21 protein-coding genes and 1 pseudogene are annotated in these 20,267 nt (G+C 48.0%); 11 read left to right on the top strand and 11 right to left on the bottom strand.

The features are described from left to right. Positions 1 to 49 precede the first annotated feature (49 nt). Together H7F15_RS06285 and H7F15_RS06280 are read right to left on the bottom strand one after the other, a co-directional pair. Positions 50 to 754: a DsbA family protein gene (locus tag H7F15_RS06285; protein WP_185196109.1), complete on the bottom strand. Its 705-nt coding sequence runs from the start codon at positions 752 to 754 to the stop codon at positions 50 to 52. Positions 755 to 816: 62 nt separating this feature from the next. Continuing rightward, positions 817 to 1,116, bottom strand: a complete 300-nt coding sequence (locus tag H7F15_RS06280; protein WP_370523473.1) for a DUF3820 family protein — start codon at positions 1,114 to 1,116, stop codon at positions 817 to 819. Between the two features lie 250 nt (positions 1,117 to 1,366). Between H7F15_RS06280 and H7F15_RS06275 the strand changes: the two genes are divergently transcribed. Both H7F15_RS06275 and H7F15_RS06270 read left to right on the top strand, forming a co-directional pair. Continuing rightward, positions 1,367 to 2,878 carry a sensor histidine kinase gene (locus H7F15_RS06275; RefSeq protein WP_255481118.1) on the top strand — a complete coding sequence of 504 codons (1,512 nt, stop codon included), beginning with the start codon at positions 1,367 to 1,369 and terminating at the stop codon, positions 2,876 to 2,878. Positions 2,879 to 2,900: 22 nt separating this feature from the next. Beyond that, complete coding sequence (locus H7F15_RS06270; RefSeq protein WP_185196108.1) at positions 2,901 to 3,569, top strand: LytTR family DNA-binding domain-containing protein; 669 nt, start codon at positions 2,901 to 2,903, stop codon at positions 3,567 to 3,569. A 453-nt stretch (positions 3,570 to 4,022) separates the two neighbouring features. Here H7F15_RS06270 and H7F15_RS06265 read toward each other — a convergent pair whose 3' ends face one another. Then, entirely contained in the window at positions 4,023 to 4,196 is a 174-nt protein-coding gene (locus tag H7F15_RS06265) for a hypothetical protein (RefSeq protein WP_185196107.1), read from the bottom strand. Positions 4,197 to 4,315: 119 nt separating this feature from the next. Between H7F15_RS06265 and H7F15_RS06260 the strand changes: the two genes are divergently transcribed. After that, on the top strand, positions 4,316 to 5,095 hold the full coding sequence (locus tag H7F15_RS06260; RefSeq protein WP_185196106.1) for a hypothetical protein: 780 nt from the start codon (positions 4,316 to 4,318) through the stop codon (positions 5,093 to 5,095). A gap of 162 nt (positions 5,096 to 5,257) precedes the next feature. After that, positions 5,258 to 5,656: a DUF983 domain-containing protein gene (locus tag H7F15_RS06255; RefSeq protein ID WP_185196105.1), complete on the top strand. Its 399-nt coding sequence runs from the start codon at positions 5,258 to 5,260 to the stop codon at positions 5,654 to 5,656. A gap of 70 nt (positions 5,657 to 5,726) precedes the next feature. Here the strand turns inward: H7F15_RS06255 and H7F15_RS06250 are convergent, their stop codons facing one another. The 3 genes from H7F15_RS06250 to H7F15_RS06240 all read right to left on the bottom strand — a co-directional run bounded on the left by H7F15_RS06250 (position 5,727) and on the right by H7F15_RS06240 (position 9,937). Beyond that, on the bottom strand, positions 5,727 to 6,512 hold the full coding sequence (locus H7F15_RS06250) for a membrane or secreted protein (protein WP_255481117.1): 786 nt from the start codon (positions 6,510 to 6,512) through the stop codon (positions 5,727 to 5,729). Positions 6,513 to 6,840: 328 nt separating this feature from the next. Then, the gene (locus tag H7F15_RS06245; protein WP_255481116.1) at positions 6,841 to 8,652 is read right to left on the bottom strand and encodes a long-chain fatty acid--CoA ligase; all 1,812 of its coding nucleotides are present in this window, start codon (positions 8,650 to 8,652) and stop codon (positions 6,841 to 6,843) included. A 232-nt stretch (positions 8,653 to 8,884) separates the two neighbouring features. Next, the gene (locus H7F15_RS06240) at positions 8,885 to 9,937 is read right to left on the bottom strand and encodes an SDR family oxidoreductase (protein WP_185196104.1); all 1,053 of its coding nucleotides are present in this window, start codon (positions 9,935 to 9,937) and stop codon (positions 8,885 to 8,887) included. 196 nt (positions 9,938 to 10,133) lie between these two features. Between H7F15_RS06240 and H7F15_RS06235 the strand changes: the two genes are divergently transcribed. Further along, positions 10,134 to 11,015 carry a hypothetical protein gene (locus tag H7F15_RS06235; RefSeq protein WP_185196103.1) on the top strand — a complete coding sequence of 294 codons (882 nt, stop codon included), beginning with the start codon at positions 10,134 to 10,136 and terminating at the stop codon, positions 11,013 to 11,015. 132 nt (positions 11,016 to 11,147) lie between these two features. Here the strand turns inward: H7F15_RS06235 and H7F15_RS06230 are convergent, their stop codons facing one another. Next, positions 11,148 to 11,552 (bottom strand): hypothetical protein, encoded by a 405-nt coding sequence (locus tag H7F15_RS06230; RefSeq protein WP_185196102.1) that lies wholly within the window; start codon positions 11,550 to 11,552, stop codon positions 11,148 to 11,150. 251 nt (positions 11,553 to 11,803) lie between these two features. Here H7F15_RS06230 and H7F15_RS06225 point away from each other — a divergent pair, with 251 nt between their 5' ends. Next, complete coding sequence (locus H7F15_RS06225; protein ID WP_185196101.1) at positions 11,804 to 12,427, top strand: DUF4403 family protein; 624 nt, start codon at positions 11,804 to 11,806, stop codon at positions 12,425 to 12,427. Between the two features lie 86 nt (positions 12,428 to 12,513). Here the strand turns inward: H7F15_RS06225 and H7F15_RS06220 are convergent, their stop codons facing one another. The 4 genes from H7F15_RS06220 to H7F15_RS06205 form a co-directional block, all read right to left on the bottom strand. After that, complete coding sequence (locus H7F15_RS06220; RefSeq protein ID WP_185196100.1) at positions 12,514 to 14,025, bottom strand: S8 family serine peptidase; 1,512 nt, start codon at positions 14,023 to 14,025, stop codon at positions 12,514 to 12,516. 434 nt (positions 14,026 to 14,459) lie between these two features. After that, positions 14,460 to 15,248: a hypothetical protein gene (locus H7F15_RS06215; RefSeq protein ID WP_255481115.1), complete on the bottom strand. Its 789-nt coding sequence runs from the start codon at positions 15,246 to 15,248 to the stop codon at positions 14,460 to 14,462. A gap of 153 nt (positions 15,249 to 15,401) precedes the next feature. Continuing rightward, the gene (locus H7F15_RS06210) at positions 15,402 to 15,743 is read right to left on the bottom strand and encodes an ASCH domain-containing protein (protein ID WP_185196099.1); all 342 of its coding nucleotides are present in this window, start codon (positions 15,741 to 15,743) and stop codon (positions 15,402 to 15,404) included. A gap of 136 nt (positions 15,744 to 15,879) precedes the next feature. Continuing rightward, a complete protein-coding gene (locus tag H7F15_RS06205) occupies positions 15,880 to 16,425 on the bottom strand; it encodes a transposase (RefSeq protein ID WP_185196098.1) in 546 nt (181 codons plus the stop codon). Between the two features lie 156 nt (positions 16,426 to 16,581). On the opposite strand from H7F15_RS06205, the pseudogene H7F15_RS19460 reads away from it, so the two are divergent. The 5 genes and pseudogenes from H7F15_RS19460 to H7F15_RS06185 form a co-directional block, all read left to right on the top strand. Next, positions 16,582 to 16,740, top strand: a pseudogene (locus tag H7F15_RS19460) (transcriptional regulator); the annotation flags it as partial. Further along, a complete protein-coding gene (locus H7F15_RS06200) occupies positions 16,737 to 17,246 on the top strand; it encodes an SRPBCC domain-containing protein (RefSeq protein ID WP_185196097.1) in 510 nt (169 codons plus the stop codon). The pseudogene H7F15_RS19460 and the gene H7F15_RS06200, both read left to right, overlap by 4 nt. A gap of 276 nt (positions 17,247 to 17,522) precedes the next feature. Continuing rightward, on the top strand, positions 17,523 to 17,732 hold the full coding sequence (locus H7F15_RS06195) for a hypothetical protein (protein WP_185196096.1): 210 nt from the start codon (positions 17,523 to 17,525) through the stop codon (positions 17,730 to 17,732). A 173-nt stretch (positions 17,733 to 17,905) separates the two neighbouring features. Then, complete coding sequence (locus H7F15_RS06190) at positions 17,906 to 19,273, top strand: hypothetical protein (protein ID WP_185196095.1); 1,368 nt, start codon at positions 17,906 to 17,908, stop codon at positions 19,271 to 19,273. Positions 19,274 to 19,276: 3 nt separating this feature from the next. Then, positions 19,277 to 20,170: a DNA adenine methylase gene (locus tag H7F15_RS06185; protein WP_185196094.1), complete on the top strand. Its 894-nt coding sequence runs from the start codon at positions 19,277 to 19,279 to the stop codon at positions 20,168 to 20,170. Positions 20,171 to 20,267 lie beyond the last annotated feature (97 nt).

The following is a 20,267-nucleotide window of genomic DNA, read 5'->3' as shown; positions in this document are numbered from 1 at the left end:
GCTCTTCTACGATTTATAGTTTAACGGTTATAGTTTATAAACAGAGGCATTAACAATTGCCGTCGATACCGCAACTGTTGCTGTCGTCGGTTTTAACCTGCTGCAGGGCAGGGGCTACCTGGGCAAATACCTGTTTAAATACTTCGGCAGGCTGTGCGCCGCTTACCAGGTATTGGTCGTTTATGATAAAGGCAGGCACGCCGGTAATTCCCGCTGATTGTGCCCATTTCTCCATTTCGCGCACTTCGGCTTTGCCCTCTTCACTCTCAAAGAAATTTTCCAGCTTCTCGGCCGGGATGCCGTTGGCAATGCCTGTCTCTTTCAGCACTTCCACGTCGTTCATGTTCTTGCCTTCGGTAAAATAGTTGTAGAACAGGGCGTGGGCCACTTCCTGCTGTACACCATATTTGCCGGCCAGCCAGATCAGACGGTGTCCGTTAAAGGTATTGTTTATCTTGGTCTGGGCATCAAACCGGAAATCTATGCCTACTTCCTTTCCATTTTCAGCAAGGCGCTGGTTCATCGCATCCAGTTGCGACAGGATCTGGGGGCCATAGTTCATTTTAAAATAGTCCGTCTTATCCATGCCTTCCGGTGCGATGGAGGCATTCAGCTCGAAAGGCTTAAAACTGATGTCGAACTCATATTTGTCACCGGCTTCGGCAATGGCCGATTTCAGGCGCTGCTCGCCCACATAGCACCACGGGCAGTTAATATCTGAAACTATATCTATTTTGATCTTCTGTTCTTTCATGATCTGGTTACTTGTCTTATTTTAAAACACAGCTGGCTACGAAATGTTTCCGGGGCGGTAAATCAGCGGTTATACTTTGGCTGGAACCTGCCCGGCTGGTAGGGGTCTTTTCTGGCCCTTTTAAGGGTAGTCAGTAGCTGCTCCAGTCCATTCAGTTTTATCTCGTAGGTGGTGGCCAGCATCATGCCCAGCCTGCCCGGCGGAAAACCTTCCCGCTGAAACCACTCGAGGTAAGAGACCGGCAGATCGCTGATATAGGTACCTTTATACTTGCCAAAAGGCATTTTTGTGTTTACCAGGTCGGGCAATAACTGCGAATCGGGGCCAAACTGTTCCATATAGTTGCTGGGGTTAAGTGCCAAAGGTAAGGCTGGTTAGCAGACCGCACAAATGCTGTTTTCATAATCCGGACTATAGTTTTCCTAAACAGCTGAACTATAGCCCGCTGTCCGGTTAAGGTTCATCACATCTTTCCGCAGGTTCATCACATTTAGTTTCGGGTGCGGCCGGGATGCACTATTCTTGTACAGGCTTCGGGGGCAATTCTTCGGGGCGCGGTCCTGATCCTTTCAGAAAAATAATATAGTTTTAACTTAAATTAGGTTAGCACGAATGTACCTTACAAAAGAACTTCCCTTTAGCACCGTCAGTATTCAGAAACTGGAGTTCTGGGGCGCTACAACCATCCTGGTGTTTGCGTTGCTGGCCCTCTCGATGGGGGCAAGCCCGAACAGCTCTGATTTTTATGGAGCAGGGCTGGAATACTATTACTATGAGAATTATTTCTGGCCGCAGCTGATCCGGTTTGTGCTGCTGTACCTGGTGTTCCTGTTCGTGAACTTTATGGTAGTGCCCAGGCTACTTGCCCGAAAGACGGTCTGGCTTTATGTGTTGCTGCTTTTGCTGGCGCTGGTGGCGGTAGGGCTGTTTACCGGAATTCTGGACACCTATACCAAAGCCTACCTTTTCAGTGAGTATAGTAACGAAAACAAGGCTTATGATGCTTTTTTTCAGCAAGGCTTCCATTATGCGTTCTGGCTGTTGCTGATGCTGATATTTTACACGGCCATTAAATATACCGGGCTGTACCTGCTTTCCCATTCCGGCGAGATCCAGTCAAGATCCCGCATTATTACCCGCGATACACTTTCTGCATTCGTGATCTGGATGGTGAGCGTGTTTTTGCTGCTGGTACTGAACATGGGTGAAGAGATTCCAATCGTGTGGGGCACTGTTTCGCTGAGTGCTATTCTGTTGTATAGTGTGGCGTATTACGTGCTCATTCCCAAAACATTTACAAAGAAAAAGCCTTTCCTGTTTTACCTGCTGCAGGTGGCCGGGGTGCTGGTGCTGGCATTTTTACCGGTTGCTTTTATCCTCTTCCCCTTAACCCAGAACCCTGATTTTGCTTTTGCCCTGAGCAGCGTGAACAGCCTTGTGCAGTTCTTTATAGTGGCGCCTGCTACCTGGCTGCTGTACAAACGCCAGCTGAGAGGCAACCAGGAAATGCATGTATTAAAAGAACAACTGGGTACCACAAACGCCAACCTCGATTTTCTGCGCTCCCAGATAAACCCGCACTTCCTGTTCAATGCCCTGAATACCCTGTACGGCACCGCCCTGCAGGAAAACAGCGAACGCACGGCACAGGGCATCCAGATGCTGGGCGACATGATGCGCTTTATGCTGCACGAAAATCATCAGCAGAAAATACTGCTCTCCCGCGAAACCGACTACCTGCGTAACTACATCGACCTGCAGCTACTGCGCACTTCCGTATCGCCGAACATAACCATCGACACCCGCATTGAAGAAGTGCTGGATGATAAAATGATCGCCCCGATGCTGCTCATTCCGTTTGTGGAGAACGCCTTTAAGCACGGCATCAGTCTGAAGAACCGGTCGTGGATACGTGTAACGCTGCACAGCCAGCAGAATACCCTGTTCTTTGACGTATATAACAGCAAACACCCCAAATCGGAGCAGGATACGGAGAAAGATAAGTCGGGGATAGGTTTGCTGAACGTGAAGCAGCGCCTGAATCTGCTTTACCCGAACCGGCATGAACTGGTGATCAGAGAAACAGCCGAAGAGTTTTTTGTGCATCTTACGCTGCAACTATAACCCTGAACTATAGGCAACACGGATGAAAGCAATTGCAATAGACGACGAACCGATGGCGCTGGAAGTGGTGCGCTCGCATGCGGCCAGGGTGCCGTTCTTAGAGCTGCAGGCCTGCTTTACCGATGCCTTTGAAGCCCTGGATTACCTGCGCCGCGAGCCCGTGGACCTGTTGTTTCTGGATATTAAAATGCCGGACATTACCGGGCTGGAGTTTATAACAAGCCTGCAGAAAAAGCCGATGGTAATTTTTACAACGGCCTACTCGGAGCACGCCGTTACCAGCTTTGAGCTGGATGCCGTGGATTATTTGCTGAAGCCTTTTTCGCTGGTGCGTTTTATAAAAGCCTGCAACAAAGCCCAGGAACTGCTGCAACTGCGCGGGAATGCCGCTGTAAAAGACCACATTTTCCTGAAAACAGGCTACGAACAGGTAAAGGTTTTCTTTCATGAACTGCTGTACATGGAGGCCGCCGGCAACTATGTGACGTTTGTGCTGGAAAATAAAAAGCTGCTGTCGCGGATGACGATGAACGAGCTGATGGAACTGCTGCCACCGGATAAGTTTATCCGGGTGCACCGCTCGTATGTGGTAGCCAAAGAAAAAATAGAGAAAATAGAGCGCCACCAGGTAAGTATACACGAACACCGTGTGCCGGTCGGGGCTTCGTATCTGCAGCACCTACAGGTATAGCCCGTATTTCCCTTAAAAAGTAAAAAGCATCTGCCAGGCCAGGCAGATGCTTTTTTTATGTGCAACTATAGTTTCTCAGTTCAGGCAATGCTTAGTTGGTGCGGGTCCATAGTTTGGTTTCGTTATCCTCGTCGTCGTGGGGTGTTACGGCTACCATGGCTACCAACGTCATTAATAATCTCCAGCTTGTTATGGCTATTGTCTTCATAGGTTTGTGCTAAAAGGGTACTGTCGCTAAAATTTATGTTACGCCCGGATTGTATTTTTACTGTGTGTTTTCCGGGTGGCAGCCGGCGCATGTGCCGGCGACCTATGCTCTGATACGGCAAAGTGGCCGGAGTGTTAGTAAATATTTTAAGCACTGTGTTTTCTGAATATAGTATGTTTTTAATGTTTCAGGCTCGTTAAACAGCTTCCGGTAAGCAAAATCTATAGTTGCCGCCTGCCTTTTGTTTAGCCTGCAACTATAGTTTGGATAGGGCAATAGTTGCGGATTGGTTTAAAACTATAGTTGGTGTCGGTTTTGACTTTTACCGGGATGGGTGTTGTGTTGCGGGCCGGTTTTTTCAGGTACAGAAGCAGAACTAATCTGCTTCTAAATTTGTAGGTCAGGAGGCCGGAATACAAACGGTTGTTTAGATTAGTAAAGCTATAGTGAACGTATGAGGAGTGGAAGGAGAAACGCCTGGTTGTTGGTTTTGTTAGTGGCAGTAGCCGGTTGTTCAGTCGAAAAAGAAACAATTTCCATGGCCCCGGTGCCCGAGCAGGCACCTCTCAGCACACCGGTACCGGAAACCATTACTGAAGCCTCGGGCATAGCCGACAGCAAACGAAACCCCGGCCATTTGTGGGTGCAGGAAGACGGCGGCAACCCGGCCCAACTATACCTGCTGAAACATACCGGCGAAATAGCCCGGACCGTGTACCTGAAAGGCGCTGCCAACCGCGACTGGGAAGACATGGCACTGGCCGGAAACCACCTCTATATTGCCGACATCGGCGACAACAACCGCGAGCACACCATCAGCACCATTTATAAGTTTGAAGAGCCTCCGCTCACCACCGACACCGTACGACAGATACAGAAGATACAGTTCCGGTACCCCGACGGACCGCATGATGCCGAAGCTTTTCTGGTAGATCCTGTAACGGAAACCATTTACCTGATCACCAAAAACAATACGTCTGCGCAGCTGTTTAAAGTAGAGCAAAAAGGGCAGAACGGTCAGGTGCAGACAGCCGAACGGGTTGGCTCTATAGACCTGAAAGGAGTAGTAAGCGCTTCGTTGTCAGACAGTGGTCAGGGCATCATCCTGAAAACCTATAAAGGCCTGTATTATTTTAAACGCAACAACCACGAGCCGATAAGCAAGGCGCTGCAGACCACTTATACTAAACTGCCTTACAAATTTGAGCCGCAGGGCGAAGCGGTCTGTTTCTCGGTGAATGGGAAAGGCTACTACACCCTGAGCGAAAAAGTGCTTTCCGGTATGGTGAGCCTGCATTTCTACACGTTGCTGCCTTAAACCCAGCTTGCCCGGTTGTTTACGGCCATTACATCGTTATACTTATAGTTTCGGCGGACCAGGTTTAGGCGTTTATGCTTTTAAATCCGGAATAAAACTGTCTTCTGTTACCCGGAATGCTTACATTTGGGCACTGAGTAAAAGATTGTAATGCATGTCGTCATGAGTAAGAATAATTCACTTTTATATGGTATTGCTGCTGCCCGTTGCCCACGTTGTCGCGAAGGCGAGATGTTTCCGGGAGCATTGTATTCAACCAATTTTGGCAAAATGCACACCGCCTGTCCTTGCTGCGGACAGTGGTATGAGCCGGAGCCCGGGTTTTATTACGGTGCCATGTATGTAAGCTTTGCTATTAACGTGGCCATTTTCCTGATTTCGCTGGTAATTCTGTCCTTTTTTGTGGAGGAGCTGACGATGGCGATGATGATAGGCGTGGTAGCTGCGGTGGTGCTTGGCCTGCTGCCGGTTATCTATAGATTATCACGCGTACTCTGGATCTACATGTTTGTGCGCTACGAAGGTCCCTGCAGTCAGATCCCGAAAATGGGCGAGAAATAACACACCTTGTACTAACTATAGTTTGCAGGCTGTGCCCTTGTGTAACAGGCTGCAAACTATAGAGTAGGGCTTAGTTGGCCGTAATGCGCTGCCAGATTTCATTTACTTTTTTGCCAGTACTGCTCTGGCCGGTGTGGTGCCATTTGCCGTTGGTTAAAGCATAGTTAAAGCTCAGTTGCATACCAACGCGGCTGGAGTCGCGGGAGAAGAACTCGATGGTTTCGGTGTAAATGCCATCCTGTGCTGTATAAGTGCCGCCGCCTGTACCCGAAAACTCACCAGTCTCTGTGTTAAAAGCGATCCATTGAAAACGGGAGCCGGAGAGAACCTTCAGCGTTTTGCGCGGACCGGGTTTCATGGTGTTCATTTTACCTTCCTGCCCACGGCCCGTAATGCGCCAGGTGCCTGCCAACGGCGACGCTGATTCCTGCTCGTTTATTCTTTCCCAGGTCTGTTTTCCTTTTGCCTGCCCCAGGCCGGTGGTCTGCCAGTTTCCGTTCTTTACCGTAGAAGTGCCGGTAGTCGTTTTGCCAACCTGAGTGGCATCAAACGTGCTGAATTCGTACTGCTCGGTCAGTTTGTTTCCTGTTATTGTGTACGTGCCGCCGTAGGTGCCTATAAATTTTTTGCCTTTCTGGTCATACACCGCTACGGTAAAGTAGCCATCCTGCACCAGTTTTATAGTTGTGGTTCCATCAGCTTGGCCAGACAAGCGCCAGGCGCCTTCCAGGTTTTGGTTTTGTACTATAGTTGTGTTGCTTAAATCAGGCTGAGGCTTAGCATTTGGGGAAATAAAGCTGGCAGAAAGAAAGATCCCAACTATAGCTGTGCAGGTAAGCAAGGTGAAGTTTCTCATGGCTGTGCTGGTTTATTTTAACAAAGCTGGTAATTGTTTCAGATAGATGCAATAGGCGTAAGCAGCTGTTAGTTACCAACATACGGTAAAGCGGTAGACAGGTGGTTATCAGTGCTCCTGGTGGATCAGGATTAACCGCGAAGAACGCAACGATTTACACAAGGGGCGCAAAGTCTGATGAGTAGCTCATTTGATCTTAGAACAGGCTCGGGAGAATAGAAAGCCCAATGCTACAGAATTAGAAAACCCGGCAACACAAACCAATGAAACTATAGCTTCTCCAAACGCAAAAAACCAACAACCAATAACCAGCAACTAACAACCAAAATCAGGCATACATCGACCCGATCAGGTTATGGTATTTCTCCACGATGATCTTCCGCTTCAGTTTCAGGGTAGGGGTCAGTTCGCCGCCTTCAATGGTCCACTGGTAGGGCATCAGCACAAATTTCTTGACCTGCTCTACAGGGTTAAAATCCTGGTTATAGGTATTGATGGCTTCCCGGATCAGGGCTTTTATTTGTGTGTCCTGGGTAATGGCCTGGTCGCCGGGGTAGGGTTTGCCCTGGTTGGTGTACCATTCCTTCAGCGCCTGGAACGCCGGAACAATAAGAGCGCCTACAAACTTCTGCTGTTCGCCTACCACCATGATCTGCTCTATCCAGTTGCTTTCCACCATCTTGTTCTCAATGGGCTGGGGGGCCACGTATTTTCCGCCGCTGGTCTTAAACAGTTCTTTTTTTCGGTCCGTTATCTTCAGGAATTTGCCGTCTACCATCGTGCCGATATCGCCGGTGCGAAGCCATTGGCCGTCCATTACTTCTGCGGTCAGGTCGGGGCGTTTGTAGTAGCCCATCATTACGTTCGGGCCTTTGGCCAGTATCTCGCCATCCTCTGCAATTTTAACTTCTACTCCTGTAAGCAAAGGACCCACGGTACCGAACATGCGGCCTTCTTCCGGGTAGCGGTTGCCGCTGATGATCGGTGAAGCTTCTGTCAGTCCGTAGCCTTCCTGTATCACGATGCCGGCTGCTGTAAAAATGCGGAGCAGACGCACCTGGCAGGCCGCCGCCCCTGTGATCACCGACTTCAGTTCGCCGCCCATTGCCTCGCGCCATTTACTGAAGATCAGTTTATCGGCCAGCGCCAGCTGCATGCGGTAGCTTACAGATTTAGGTGTGTTTATCTCGTATTGTTCCGCCAGTTTAAGGGCCCAGAAAAACAGCGTGCGCTTGATTCCTGTCAGGGAGCGGCCTTTGGCTACAATGCCTTCGTACACCTTTTCGAGCAGGCGCGGCACTGTGGTAAAAAGCGTAGGCTTCACTTCCTTCAGGTTGGTGACAATTTTATCCAGGCTCTCGGCATAGTACACTGATGTACCGGAGTAAAACAGACAGTAAGTTGCCATCCGCTCAAAAGCATGGTTCAGGGGCAGAAAACTGAGTGCCCGCTTGCCGCGTACGCCAATGGCCTGTATAATTTCGGCACTGCCAAACACGTTGCTGATGATGTTGTGATGCGAGAGCATGACACCTTTCGGGATGCCCGTGGTGCCGGAAGTATAAAGGATGGTGGCCAGGTCGTTTTCCTGCACCAGGTTGCGGCAGCTTTCTATAGTTGCTTTCAGCTCAGGGGTTACATCCGTCAGCAGTTCCGACCAGAGCGGGGTATACTCTACGGGGGTAAAACTATAGATGTGTTTCAGGTCGGGGAGCTGTTCCTGTATGGCTTCTATTTTTTTGGTAAGTGCCTTATCCCCGGTAAAGATCATTTTTACGCCTGCATCCTGCAGTATAAACTGTAGTTCGTTGTTGTTGATGTTCGGGTACACCGGCACCGATACAGCACCGATCTGCTGAATGGCCATGTCGGCCAGCATCCATTCCGGGCAGTTCTGGCTGATGATAGCGATCTTGTCGCGGCCTTCTATAGTTCCATCGCCCCGGGTAATGCCCAGGCCCAGCAGGCCCGCGCTCAGCTGATCTACTTTCTGCTGTACTTCCTGGGTACTATAGCATCGCCATTCGCCTTTTTCCCTGGCCGCCAGCATGTCGGGTAGAGGAAAGTGTTGTAACTGGTAGGTAAGGCAATCAAAAAGGCGGGTAGGAGTGGTCATTGTTTCGGTAATCTGGTGTTTCATTAAGATGTCCCTGGTATTCATCACGGGCAGGACAGCGCATGCCTGCTATAATGCCTCTACGGGCAAATACGGCAGCTGTTTACAAATGCAAAACTACAGCTTGTCCGGCTCTGAAACTATAGTACAGCTATCTTAATCTTACAGCTTTTCATCTTTAAGAACGGGCAAAAATAAACCGGCACCCGCAGCCTGCTCGGACTGTTGATGCCGGTTCTGTAACTATAGTTTAAAACTATATGTTATAGTTGCTTTCCTGCTGGTTGGTGGTTTGCATGCGTTTTTTCCGTTTGTTGTTCCCGATCAGGGCAAGGGCCGCTGCGCCGGCTGCCGCTACTACAGCGCTGGTTACTACCGGGTGCATCGAAGCCCGGGTATACAGGCTGGTCTTCATTACGTAGCCATCGTGGTTGCCATGTACGCGCCCGCCTTCGGCATGCTGGTGCAGGGCGCCATCGCGGTTGCGGGCTGGTTTATCCAACAGTTGCTGGCTGGTCATAAAGTTGCCGTTCACCCAGTCTACTACGCTTGGTGCATATTTGTTCAGGCTGCTCATCAGCTTCGATCCGCCTCCCACAAAAATATCGCGCTCGGGGTGTGTGGCCGCATGCAGGATAGCATTGGCTACCTCTTCCGGAGCATACACTGGTGCCGGCAAGGTCAGTTCTTTGTCGGTGTAGTTTTTGGCGTGTTCGGGGTAAGGGGTGTTGATGCCGGCCGGTTTTATCAGCGTAACCGAAACAGGGGCTTCGTCCTCAGTGAGCTCCATGCGCAGCGAATCGGTAAAGCCTTTAACGGCGTGCTTGCTGGCCGCGTACATGCCCTGCAGCGGTATGCCTACATCCGACAGCTCGCTACCTAAGTTAATGATGGCCCCGCCTGTATGGCGAAGGTGGCGGGCAGCTGCCAGCGAGCCGTATACCACGCCCCAGAAGTTGGTGTCGAACAGGCGGCGGTTGTCTTCGTCGGTCACGTCGTCCAGCTTACCGTAGATCGATACGCCTGCATCGTTTATCCAGGTATCAAATCCACCGAAGGTTTCCATGGCCGCTTCGTAAATGCGCTCCACATCTGCCTGCCGGCCCACATCTGCCACCACATGTATGGCTTTGCCGCCCCGCAGGTTTATCTGTTGCTCCAGGTCAGTCAGTGCTTCTTTGTTGCGGGCGGCAAGTACCAGTCTTGCGCCACTTTTAGCAGCCGCCCTCGCAGTGGCCAGCCCGATTCCGCTTGAGGCCCCGGTAATAACGATGACCTGTTGGTTTAATGGTTTTAACGTAATGTTCATGCTGTATTAAGTTTGTTTATAGAAAGAAAGGGTTGGTACCTAAGTGATACGTAGTGATTTGCAGGTAGTTGGCAGTATGCTATCAGTCCGGTAAAGTGGCCGGATGGATAGTTGCCCGAAGAGCTGTAAATGGAACCGCGCGGGCGCTCTGTCGTTAAAACAGGAGTGTACTATTTGTAAACCTTAACATAAAGCTATGGACAGACAAGACAGAGATCGCTATGATCGCACTTACGACAACGATGACTTTGGCCGCTACGAAGGCTACCGCAACGACGATGAGCGCTACCACAGTGCCCGCAATTTAACCAATGAGTTTGAGCGCGACTACCAGCGCGAGCGGGGCGGCCGCTGGATCGGGGATGATGAGGAACGCTTTAGTAGCAGCAACATCAGTTACCACGAAGGCAACGACCTTGGTGATATGTACGAGCGACGTATGCAGGACCAGGGCCATTTCAGGTGGTATTCGGATCTGGAAGAAGAAGAAAACAAGAACCTGGTGAGAAGATTTTCGGGTGGCCTGAACCGCAGCCACGACGAGGACCGCAACTATAGCCGCAACCGCTACCAGGACGAGTACCGTAACAGGGAAAACCGCAGCGACTGGGACCGTGACCGTTACGACAGCGGTCGTACAAACCAGGGCAGCCTGCGCCAGGGCTATGGTGTATCCGACTATGGCGGCACTTCCGACAGGTTTAATACACTTGGCAACGACCAGTACAGCAGCCGAAACGGCCAGTCGTATGGTTCTAACTATAGCCGGGATTCGCGCTATGGCAGTGGGATGGGAGACGCACCGATGCACTCCGACCGCGGCATTCCGAACTATAGCACCAGCAGTTTTGCAGATGATTACGGCACCGGCATGGGCAGTTCTTATGGCGCCCGCAACTATGGCACCGGCCAGCAACGCGGCGACTCGTTCAGCAACCAGAACTATGGCGCTTCCTCGGGCAACTATGGCGGATATGGCTCTGCCGCAAGTGGCACGAACAGCAGCCGCAGCACCTCGGGCCACAGCAGCGATCCGTATTATTCCGACCGTGGTGAAAAGGAGTTCCGGGACCTGTAATTGTAAACTATAAAATCCAGCCGCCGTTGCCCAAAGCGACGGCGGTTTTTTATGATCTATAGTTAGCTGCCATCAGGATAATTTTCATCTCCTGAATGACCAGCCTATTGCATGGGTGAAACTATAGTTGCCTTAATAAAACTCTTCGATCCAGATTTTGGTCGCAACGCCAACGCCTTCAAATTCGCCTTTGCCACGGCCGCGCAGCATAATGGCTACATTCACACCCTGCAGCAGCTCGTTCATGTACACCGATTTTCCATCCAGTCCGACAATATCGGTGGTAGGCAGCACCAGCACATAGGCCCGGTCGTAGCGCGAGTAAGTAGATGGGCCGCGGCCTTCCACTTCCAGTATGATCTGCCCTTCGCGGTAACGGCTCATCGTGATGATGCCCCGCACATCGACGCGCTCTGGGGCCAGCGGGTTAAATCCGTCGCGGGTGGTGGAGGTTGTTTCGGTGGAGGTTCGGCAGCCGCTCAGCCAGGCAGTGCTCAGCAGGAACAGCAGCGTCAGTATATAACTTTTGTGTCTCATAACCATTTGTTTATAGTTTATTCTATAGTCTTTTAAACGGTAGTTGCCATTTGCCGGATATAGCTTCCGGTGGTACCTGAAACTATAGATTAGATGCCGAAACCCTGAAAATGATACATGCCTGATTTGCCCTGCCGGCCTGTGCTGTGTACCTTTAAGCAGCCGAACACCGTAGAACAGGCTTCGTTACCCGGTTACGGACCAACCCCTGCGCTTCTGCCTGAAACTATAAGCCGCCGTAAAAACCGCCTATGGAAAACCCTATACAACTACAGATTCCCATCTCCGTTTCCTACGCTGCCCTCGAACATGTGCTTCAGCAACAGCTGATCGGTATGTACATTCCGCAACCCGAGGAAGGTGTGCCATCAAACCCTTATGCCCAGGTACTGGATGTGGGCGTGGCGGGCAGCAGCGCGGGCAACTATAACCTGCTGGTGCGGGTGCAGCTCCGCATTCTGCGCACCGTGCTCAAACGCGACAAAGTAGACCTGTACGCCTCCGTGGCCTTAGCATACGACAATGCTACCCAGCAACTATACGTGCAGCAATTCTCGATGGAATCAGCTACCACCAGCGGGTTTTACAACACAGCTTTAGAAGTATTGGTAAACAAAGTTGCCTATAACCAGATCCTCGAAAAGACCCGCATTGATGTGAGCGAGAAGATAGCAGATGTGCTGGAAAATGTGAACGCGCAGCTGGCGCAGGGCATGGATCTGAAAGGCCTGAAACTGAAAGGTACCGTCGCAACCGTAACCGTACAGAACATTGAACCGAAACCCGACGGACTCTCCTTAAACCTGCAGGCACAGGGCAACCTCGAAGTTATAGTTCAGGATCTTTCCGGCTTTTTGCCTTCCGGCACGGAGTAAGTAGCAGGTATATTGACCGAATGCTTTTAAACAACAAGCCCGGCAACGGTAGAGCGCTGCCGGGCTTGTTGTTCAGGTAAAGCCTTTTAATTAGAGACGGCCCTTTCCGCATTTACACGTCCGTAGCCATAGTACATGTCCTGTCCGGGTTTACCCAGGTCGTCGGCAGATGCTCTCAGCTTAGATAGCAGACTGGCAGGGCTTATCTGCCCACCGTTTTTGCCAACTATAAGCGCTGCCACACCAGCGGCATGGGGAGCAGCCATACTGGTACCCGCCGACCAGTAGTAACTATTCGAACTACCTGTGCTAAACACCAGGTCGAATACATAAACCGGGCGAGTTAAACCCGATACAGTCGCACTCTCTTTACCCTGGTAGAGTGCGTCACCCCCGGGAGCTGCAAAATGAACATCTGCAATTCCATAGTTGGAGTAGGAGGCCAGGTTATCTAAGAAAGTAGTTTTCTGATTTAAAGCCCAGCCAATGGGTGCAGTAGCAGAAATAGAGACCACGTTGGCTGCCCCTGACGGAAGGTGAACCAGTGATTGGTCGGTCATGCCGTTGTTGGCTTCATTACCTGCAGATGCTATGAGCAGTGAACCTCTTTGGGTGGCATAGTTTGTAACACGGCTCAGCGCAACCAGTAGCTCCTGCACTGCTTTGGTATCGTTCACGATAAAGTCATCGGTCGGGTCATCGGGCGTATCATTATCATCCAGGAATCTGCCGTTTTGTGGCACGGCAGCCCCTATGCTCATGCTGATGACATCGGCCCCGTTCTGCGAGGCGTATACAATGCCCTGCATGATCCAGGAGAAAGCACCTGAACCCGAATCCCTGAGCACTTTTACAAGCATCAGCCTTGCTTCCGGCGCAACACCTATCGTCCCTGTTCCATTGTCGGCGGCAGCTATAGTTCCGGCTGTGTGGGTGCCATGGCTAAAGGCATCGTTCAGTTTGTACTCAACTTCTTCGCCGGTTACAAAATTCTTGCTTAAGTTATTCTCAATGTTGGCAGCCAGGTCCGGATGATCGGTATCGAAACCGGAATCCAGTACGGCCACCAGTGCCCCTTTGCCACGGTAGCCTTTGTTCCAGGCTTCCGAGGCTTTTATAGCAGCATGGCCCCATTGCAAGTCAAAATACCGGTCGTCATCTCCGCTGGCTGGCGGCGTGCCATAGTCTTCGAGCGCTACCGTGTGCTGCTTGTCCGGGTTAAACCATTGCGTTGTAAAATCATGTACTACAGAGCGCACTCCACTTATTTTACCGGCTTTAGCGGCAAAAGCAGGGTCTTCGGAATACACCAGGGCCACTCCGGCATCCGACAGCAGCGAAGTTACTTTACCGTTGGCAGCTTCAAGTTTGCCGGAAAGACCAGCCGGCAGTTTGTCCTTGGTAGAGAGAACGATGTAATGATTTGACCTGAAAACAAGGTTGTTAGGTGAGGTGGCCGCGGTAGCTGCACTGACTGACTCCAGGCCCATTTCCTTACCTGCTTCCTGATCTTCGTCCTGGCTACAGCCTACAAGGCCGGCAACAGCGAATAAAGCCGGCAACACCAGCTTTGTGGTGCTATACTTCGATTTAAACATACTACAGAGGGGTTAAAGTAAAACTATAAAAAGTTAAAGTGAATGTTGTTTCAGTTACAATTGAATTTGTAGAAGGGTAATACGGCAAAACGGGGTTTTAATTGATAGCTTAACCCCGGCTCTTCCATTTATTTAAGCGGAAGGAATGTTTGATCGGGCGGAGGTATCAGAATTATAAGGGAAGTTTATGCTGTGTTATAAGAATGGCGCATTAGCCGGAGCGCGTCTGGTGCTGGTTTAGTAGCGTGAGGACCGGAGTTAGTTACTTTGTATAAGGTGTAGCATAACCCGTGTTGCTTCTGTAATTCTCTTTGCCGGCGCAGGCCTATAGTTTGTGCGGTTGTGTTTGCTGAAGACATAGGCTGAAGATACAATTAGAAGGCACGAACTGCAAGCTCGCGCCAGCGTTGTAGCAGCCAAGACTACGGATTGCGTTAGGGTTTGCTGGGCTGTTTGAGTCGTTCCAGGCTGTGCTGGTCCACTTTTACAATGCCGCGCACGGGCCGGTCCAGGTCGATGATGATGAATACTACGAGGCAGATCATTAAGCTCAGAATGGCTGCCGGCAGGGTAGTGCGCCGTTGCCCCAGTCCGCTGCCATACCCGATCAGTGCGCCCGACATAATGAACACGATAAACAGCAGGTATAAGATCACTTCGGGTACGTGCATGGCCAGCAGGGCATTGCGCTCGTTGTGCGCCACCACCACGTTGTTAAGTGCCGTGGCAAACGAGCCTGTGGTTACCGGGTTAGGATCTATCCGGGCAGCACTTACGGCCTGGTCCCAGAGCTTGCGCTGCAGCGAGTCGGTTTGGGTGGCGAGTGCTTCCTGTTCTTTTACCATGGCAAAGTTGGTGTTGCTCAGGGCCAGCCGCAGGTCAATGTATTGTTGCAGTTGGTGGCGCGTGAGCGAACTATAAGGGGCGGGGAGGAGGTGCGTGCGCATCAGGGCCGTGCTGATGGCGTTGGCCTCCCGGATAACCGCTTCGGTGCGGCTGTTGTAGGTTTGTAACGACATGCTGAAGGCAAAACCCAGAATAAGCGCCAGCAAACCCAACGTGCCGGCCTGTATCGTGCTGGTCTGGGCTTTTACATCCTTATCCGACTTGCGCTGGTGATGCCGCCCGATCCGGTAACCGGCTTCCTGAGCCGCCATGATCAGTACAAACAAAATCGCTACAATCAGGATGCTGTTGTGCGCGTACAAAAAATCATTTGCCATAAGGTTACCGCTTTAATCCTGCACCAGTCCCCCACCTATATAGTGGTTATGCCCTATACGGTTTTTCCGGGGATTAAAGGTATAGTTGTGAAAGGAACAGGCATGGGCTGCAAGCTCGCGCCAGCGGGGAATCGCCTGCATTTTAATCTAATCTTAAGAGGGTAGCAACTTAAAGTAAATGATGGTACAACGGTCTTCGGCAGTAATATCCGGATAAAACACTTTCAGGTCTGCCCGGAGGTTTTCCAGGCTCTCGAAGCCATCTGTCAGGGCATCAGCCTCGGTTAAGTCGGCGAACGATTTTGTAAAATCCAGCTTTTCTATCTGTGCCTTTTCTGGTAAAAGCATATCGCCAAAAACCAGCGGCAACTGTATGGCGTTTGGCAGCACATACCCTAACCGGACGGTCGACGTTTTCTGGCGCTGGCGCACCAGCTCAAGGTATTTTTCATGAAAGTGCAGGTGGTCGATGATCTCTGTTTCAGCTTTTCTCATGCACTAATTTACTTAAAATATAGCAGGCTGTTACACCCGCTGGTGCGGGCTTGCGGCCTTATCCTGTTGCCAGTTAGTTAATTCTAAATTTGACTGGCAAATGCTGGCGCGAGCTTGCAGCTCGTGCCTCCACCATTCAGGCAATATCAATCTCCAGCACACCTTTGCTGCCGCTAAAGTCAATCGCGCTGCTATACTTCCAATGCTCCGGCTCCGACACAAAACCAGCTTCCACAGGATTGTTGTGGATGTAATCGATCTTCTGGTCAATCACGGCAGCGCTCCACAGTTCGATAGGCTTATTGTGCTGCTGCCAGAATTGCCGGTGCTTTACATTGCTGGTTTTCAGGCCGGCCCGCTCCATCAGCCAGAGCATCCATTCTTTCCGGCTCTCCTGGTTGTGCTCAACTATAGCTTTTTGCAGTTGCTTGGAAGTATAGGTTTTCAGCTCCTTTAGCAGTACGCTGGGGTTGTTGTCTTTGGCTCGGAAGATAAGGTGCACATGGCTGGGCATAATGCACCAGGCATAGATCTCCATGCCTTTATTTTTGCGGCAATAGTCCAGGCTATCCGTAAGTACGGCAAAGTACTCCTCCCGCGTAAACACGTCTATCCAGTACACCACCGCAAAGCTTACAAAGTAAAGTCCCCCCTTGTTATGAAATTTATACTTCCGGCTCATGTTCCTGCTTATACTTATAACAGATGCGTCCGGGTTTTGAGTTAGGAAAGTATGACGCTGGTGAAAACTAATGCTAGTGCGAGCTTGTAGCTCGTACTGTTACTTGTGCTGGAAGTATAGCTGCGTAGAAAAGAAAGGCACGAGCTACAAGCTTGCGTCAGCGGAGAACAGCAGGGGCGCGAAATTTACTACCAACTGGAGGTTGCCAAGATGAAAGAAATAGACAAATGGCTGGAGCAGTTCCGGAAGATTTGGGAAGACCGCTTTAACCAACTTGACACTATATTTTCTAACATAAAACAAAATAAGCCATGAAACACGACCTTGCATTCGAGTTCTCCGTGAACAAGGAAAACAAAACGATCACCGTTAAAAGAGAGTTTGCAGCAGAGCTCCCGCTTGTGTGGGATGCTTACACCAAAAGCGAGATACTGGACCAATGGTGGGCGCCTAAACCCTGGAAAGCCCGCACAAAAACCATGGATTTCAGGGAAGGTGGCTACTGGCACTATGCCATGGTTGGCCCGGAAGGGGAAGAGCATTGGGCCTTGGCTCATTACAAGACCATTGATACTAAAAAGCGCTTTACCGCGATGGATGGTTTTGCAAATGCCGAAGGCGTGGTAAACACAGAAATGCCGCAATATAAGTGGGAGGTAAGCTTTACACCCAAAGAGGAAGTTACTTTAGTAGAGAACCTGATCACATTCGATGACCTGGCACAACTCGAAACCACCATCCAGATGGGCTTTAAAGAAGGCCTGACCATGGCCATGGAAAATCTTGATGCATTACTGGCTGCTCAGAAGCAGGAGGCCTAGGTCTGTAAGCTGCAGAAAAGAGAACATATTAATAGCATAAATAAAAGCGGGGCTGGTGCATAACCTTATAGCCCCGCTTTTATGGTTTATAGTAATCATGCATCGTCTGCTAGCGCGGGCTTGTAGCTCGTACTGTTACTTGTACTGTTACTTGTACTGTAGGTATAGCTGCGTGGTAGAGAAATGGAACGAGCTACAAACTCACTTCAGCCGGGAAGCTGGGGAAATTATAGCAATTATTATATTTAATAATTGCTATATTGCTAAAAAAACAAAATGAAAAAGTTTAAAATTGTAGAGCTTATTTATGGTACTGCTAACGGCCCCAATTACAAAGCAGTTCAAGAAGATACTTATGGTTATCTAAAAATTATTGAACCAATCAATTATTCTGAAAGAGCTGAAGCTGCAGAAAAGATTAATATGTTATTATCTACACAAAGAAGTGAATTTAAAGTTTATACCATCATCGAAGTTTATAGTTAATCGGTAAGAGCATTAGTTATTATTAAAACTTGTAGTAAAGGCGGAGTTGCTACATAAAAGAAAAGGCACGAGCTACAAGCTCGCGCTAGCGGTGAATAACTTAGAATAATATTTAATGATTTAGTCTATTAAAATTCTATCTCATATATTTTGTTTAAACAACTTAACAACAGATGATTGAAGTTAAATTAATTCCGATTGCTGATTTGCTAGTTAACACAGAAAACTATCGTTTTGAATCAGTGGCTAGTCAAAAAGAAGCAATTGACAAAATGATTTATAATCAAGGTATGAAACTGCTTACTTTGGCAGAGCATATCCTGCAGCATGGACTTAATCCCTTCGATCCAATCCAAGTAAATGTTTCAAATCATGATAGTTCGAAGTACAATGTTTTAGAAGGTAACAGGCGAACCGTAACTTTAAAAATCCTTCATAATCCAGATCTTATTGATTCAGATCATGCTGATTTGAAGAAAAAAATAAAAAAACTCCGTGATGAGAATTCATCAAGATTGATTACAGAGGTTTCGTGTGCTGTTTTTGATAATCCTAAAGAAGCTGATGTTTGGATAGGTCTTAAGCATGGATATGGTGCTAGTGGGGCACAGACGGATGGATGGGATCCTTTGCAAAAAGACAGATATAAAGAAAGAACAGAAGGTAAAACATCTGTAACCATTCAGTTTATTAATTTGATGAAAAATTCAGCTGATGTGCCTGAATCTATCAAAAAGAATATCGAGAAAATTGATGCTACAAATGCAACTAGACTTTTCGGGGACCCAGATGTACGAAGTTTTTTAGGTATTGAAACAAGTAACGGTGTAATACAATCTACTGTTGAAGAAAAGGAAGTTATAAAAGGGTTAGTGCAAGTAGCAAAAGATTTATTGGATCCAAAGTTTACTGTAAAACGCATATATAATAAAGACGATAGAAAAGATTACATAGCTTCTTTTCCAAAAACAAAGATTCCCAATACAAGTAAAAAAGCTTCAAAACCGTGGCAATTTGATGGTGGAGAACCTACCCCAGCACCTGCACCAAAGAAAAAGGCTACACCTGCTAAAAAGCCAATCCCTAACCCTAAGGAGAGAAATAAATTAATTCCAAGAGCTTGTAAAATTACCATTAGTAATGCTAAAGTAAATGCCATATACCATGAACTTCAAGACCTGGATTTAAAATATACAAATGCTGCGGCTGTTTTATTTCGTGTCTTTGTTGAACTAAGTGTTGACACATATTTAGAGGAACACAAATTAGTTGCTACTACTTCAGCTACTGAAGCAAATATTGGTTTGAAGTCTAAGATTGATAAAGTGGCAAACCATTTAAGTGCCAATAAATTAGCTGATGCGGCACTTTGCAGAGGTATAAAAACTGCAGCAGGTAATAAAGATCATAGTATATTAGCTGTAGATACATGGCACGCTTATGTTCACAACAATAAATTTTCACCAAGCTCTGAAAGCTTGATTACAACTTGGGATAACATACAAGAATTTATGGTTACTTTGTGGGGTAATATTAAATAATAGATGGATTTTTATTCTCCTTTAAGATATCCAGGTGGCAAGGGTAAAGTTGCAGACTACTTTAAAAAAATATTTAAAGAAAACCTTTTATATGATGGTGTTTATGTAGAACCATATGCTGGTGGTGCCTCAGTAGCTCTCTCTTTATTATTTAACGAATATGTATCTAGAATTATAATCAACGATATTGATAAATCAATTTACAGCTTTTGGTATTCTGTTCTTAATAGAACAGAAGAACTCTGTCGGTTGATTCATGATACACCTGTTACAATCGCAAATAGACAAATACAAAAAGAAATTCAAGATAATAAGGACGAGCATGATTTTCTACAAGTAGGTTTTTCTACATTTTTCTTAAATAGAACCAACCGTTCGGGTATCATCAAAGCTGGGGTAATAGGAGGGAAAAACCAGAATGGGAATTATTTAATGGATGCTAGATTCAATAAGCCTGACTTGATTAGAAGAATTGAAAGAGTAGCTCATTACAGAAGCAAAATAGAACTCTATAACTCTGATGCTGTAGAGTTAGTCCAGAATTTAAGGACTGAATTACCAGCTAAAACATTATTTTATTTCGACCCACCATACTATGTGAAAGGTAAAGACTTATACTTAAATTATTATGATTACAAAGACCATAAAAATATTGCTGACGAAATAGCTAATATAACAGAGCAAAAGTGGATCGTAACATATGATATGGTGCAGCCTATTTGTGAACTTTATGAGAATTATAGGAAAATAGAATATTCTTTAAACTATAGTGCTGCTAAAGCAAGTAAAGGTAAAGAGATCATGATATTTTCTGATAATACATATATTTCTGAGCATCCATTGCTAAATAATGTTCATGATTTATTTCAAAATAAAAGCCAAGAAATAGAATCCTAGTAATTTAGAAATGGGACTCTTATTCTAATCAAATGTTAATCAAAAAGCAGCTAATAGTTTAGCTGCTTTTTTTAATGTATATGTTTGAGTACACGTA

The organism is Pontibacter sp. Tf4 (genome assembly GCF_014212495.1).
Classification (GTDB): domain Bacteria; phylum Bacteroidota; class Bacteroidia; order Cytophagales; family Hymenobacteraceae; genus Pontibacter.
The sequence above is the reverse complement of the archived record's forward strand: the minus strand, read 5'-3'. Positions and strand labels throughout refer to the sequence as shown.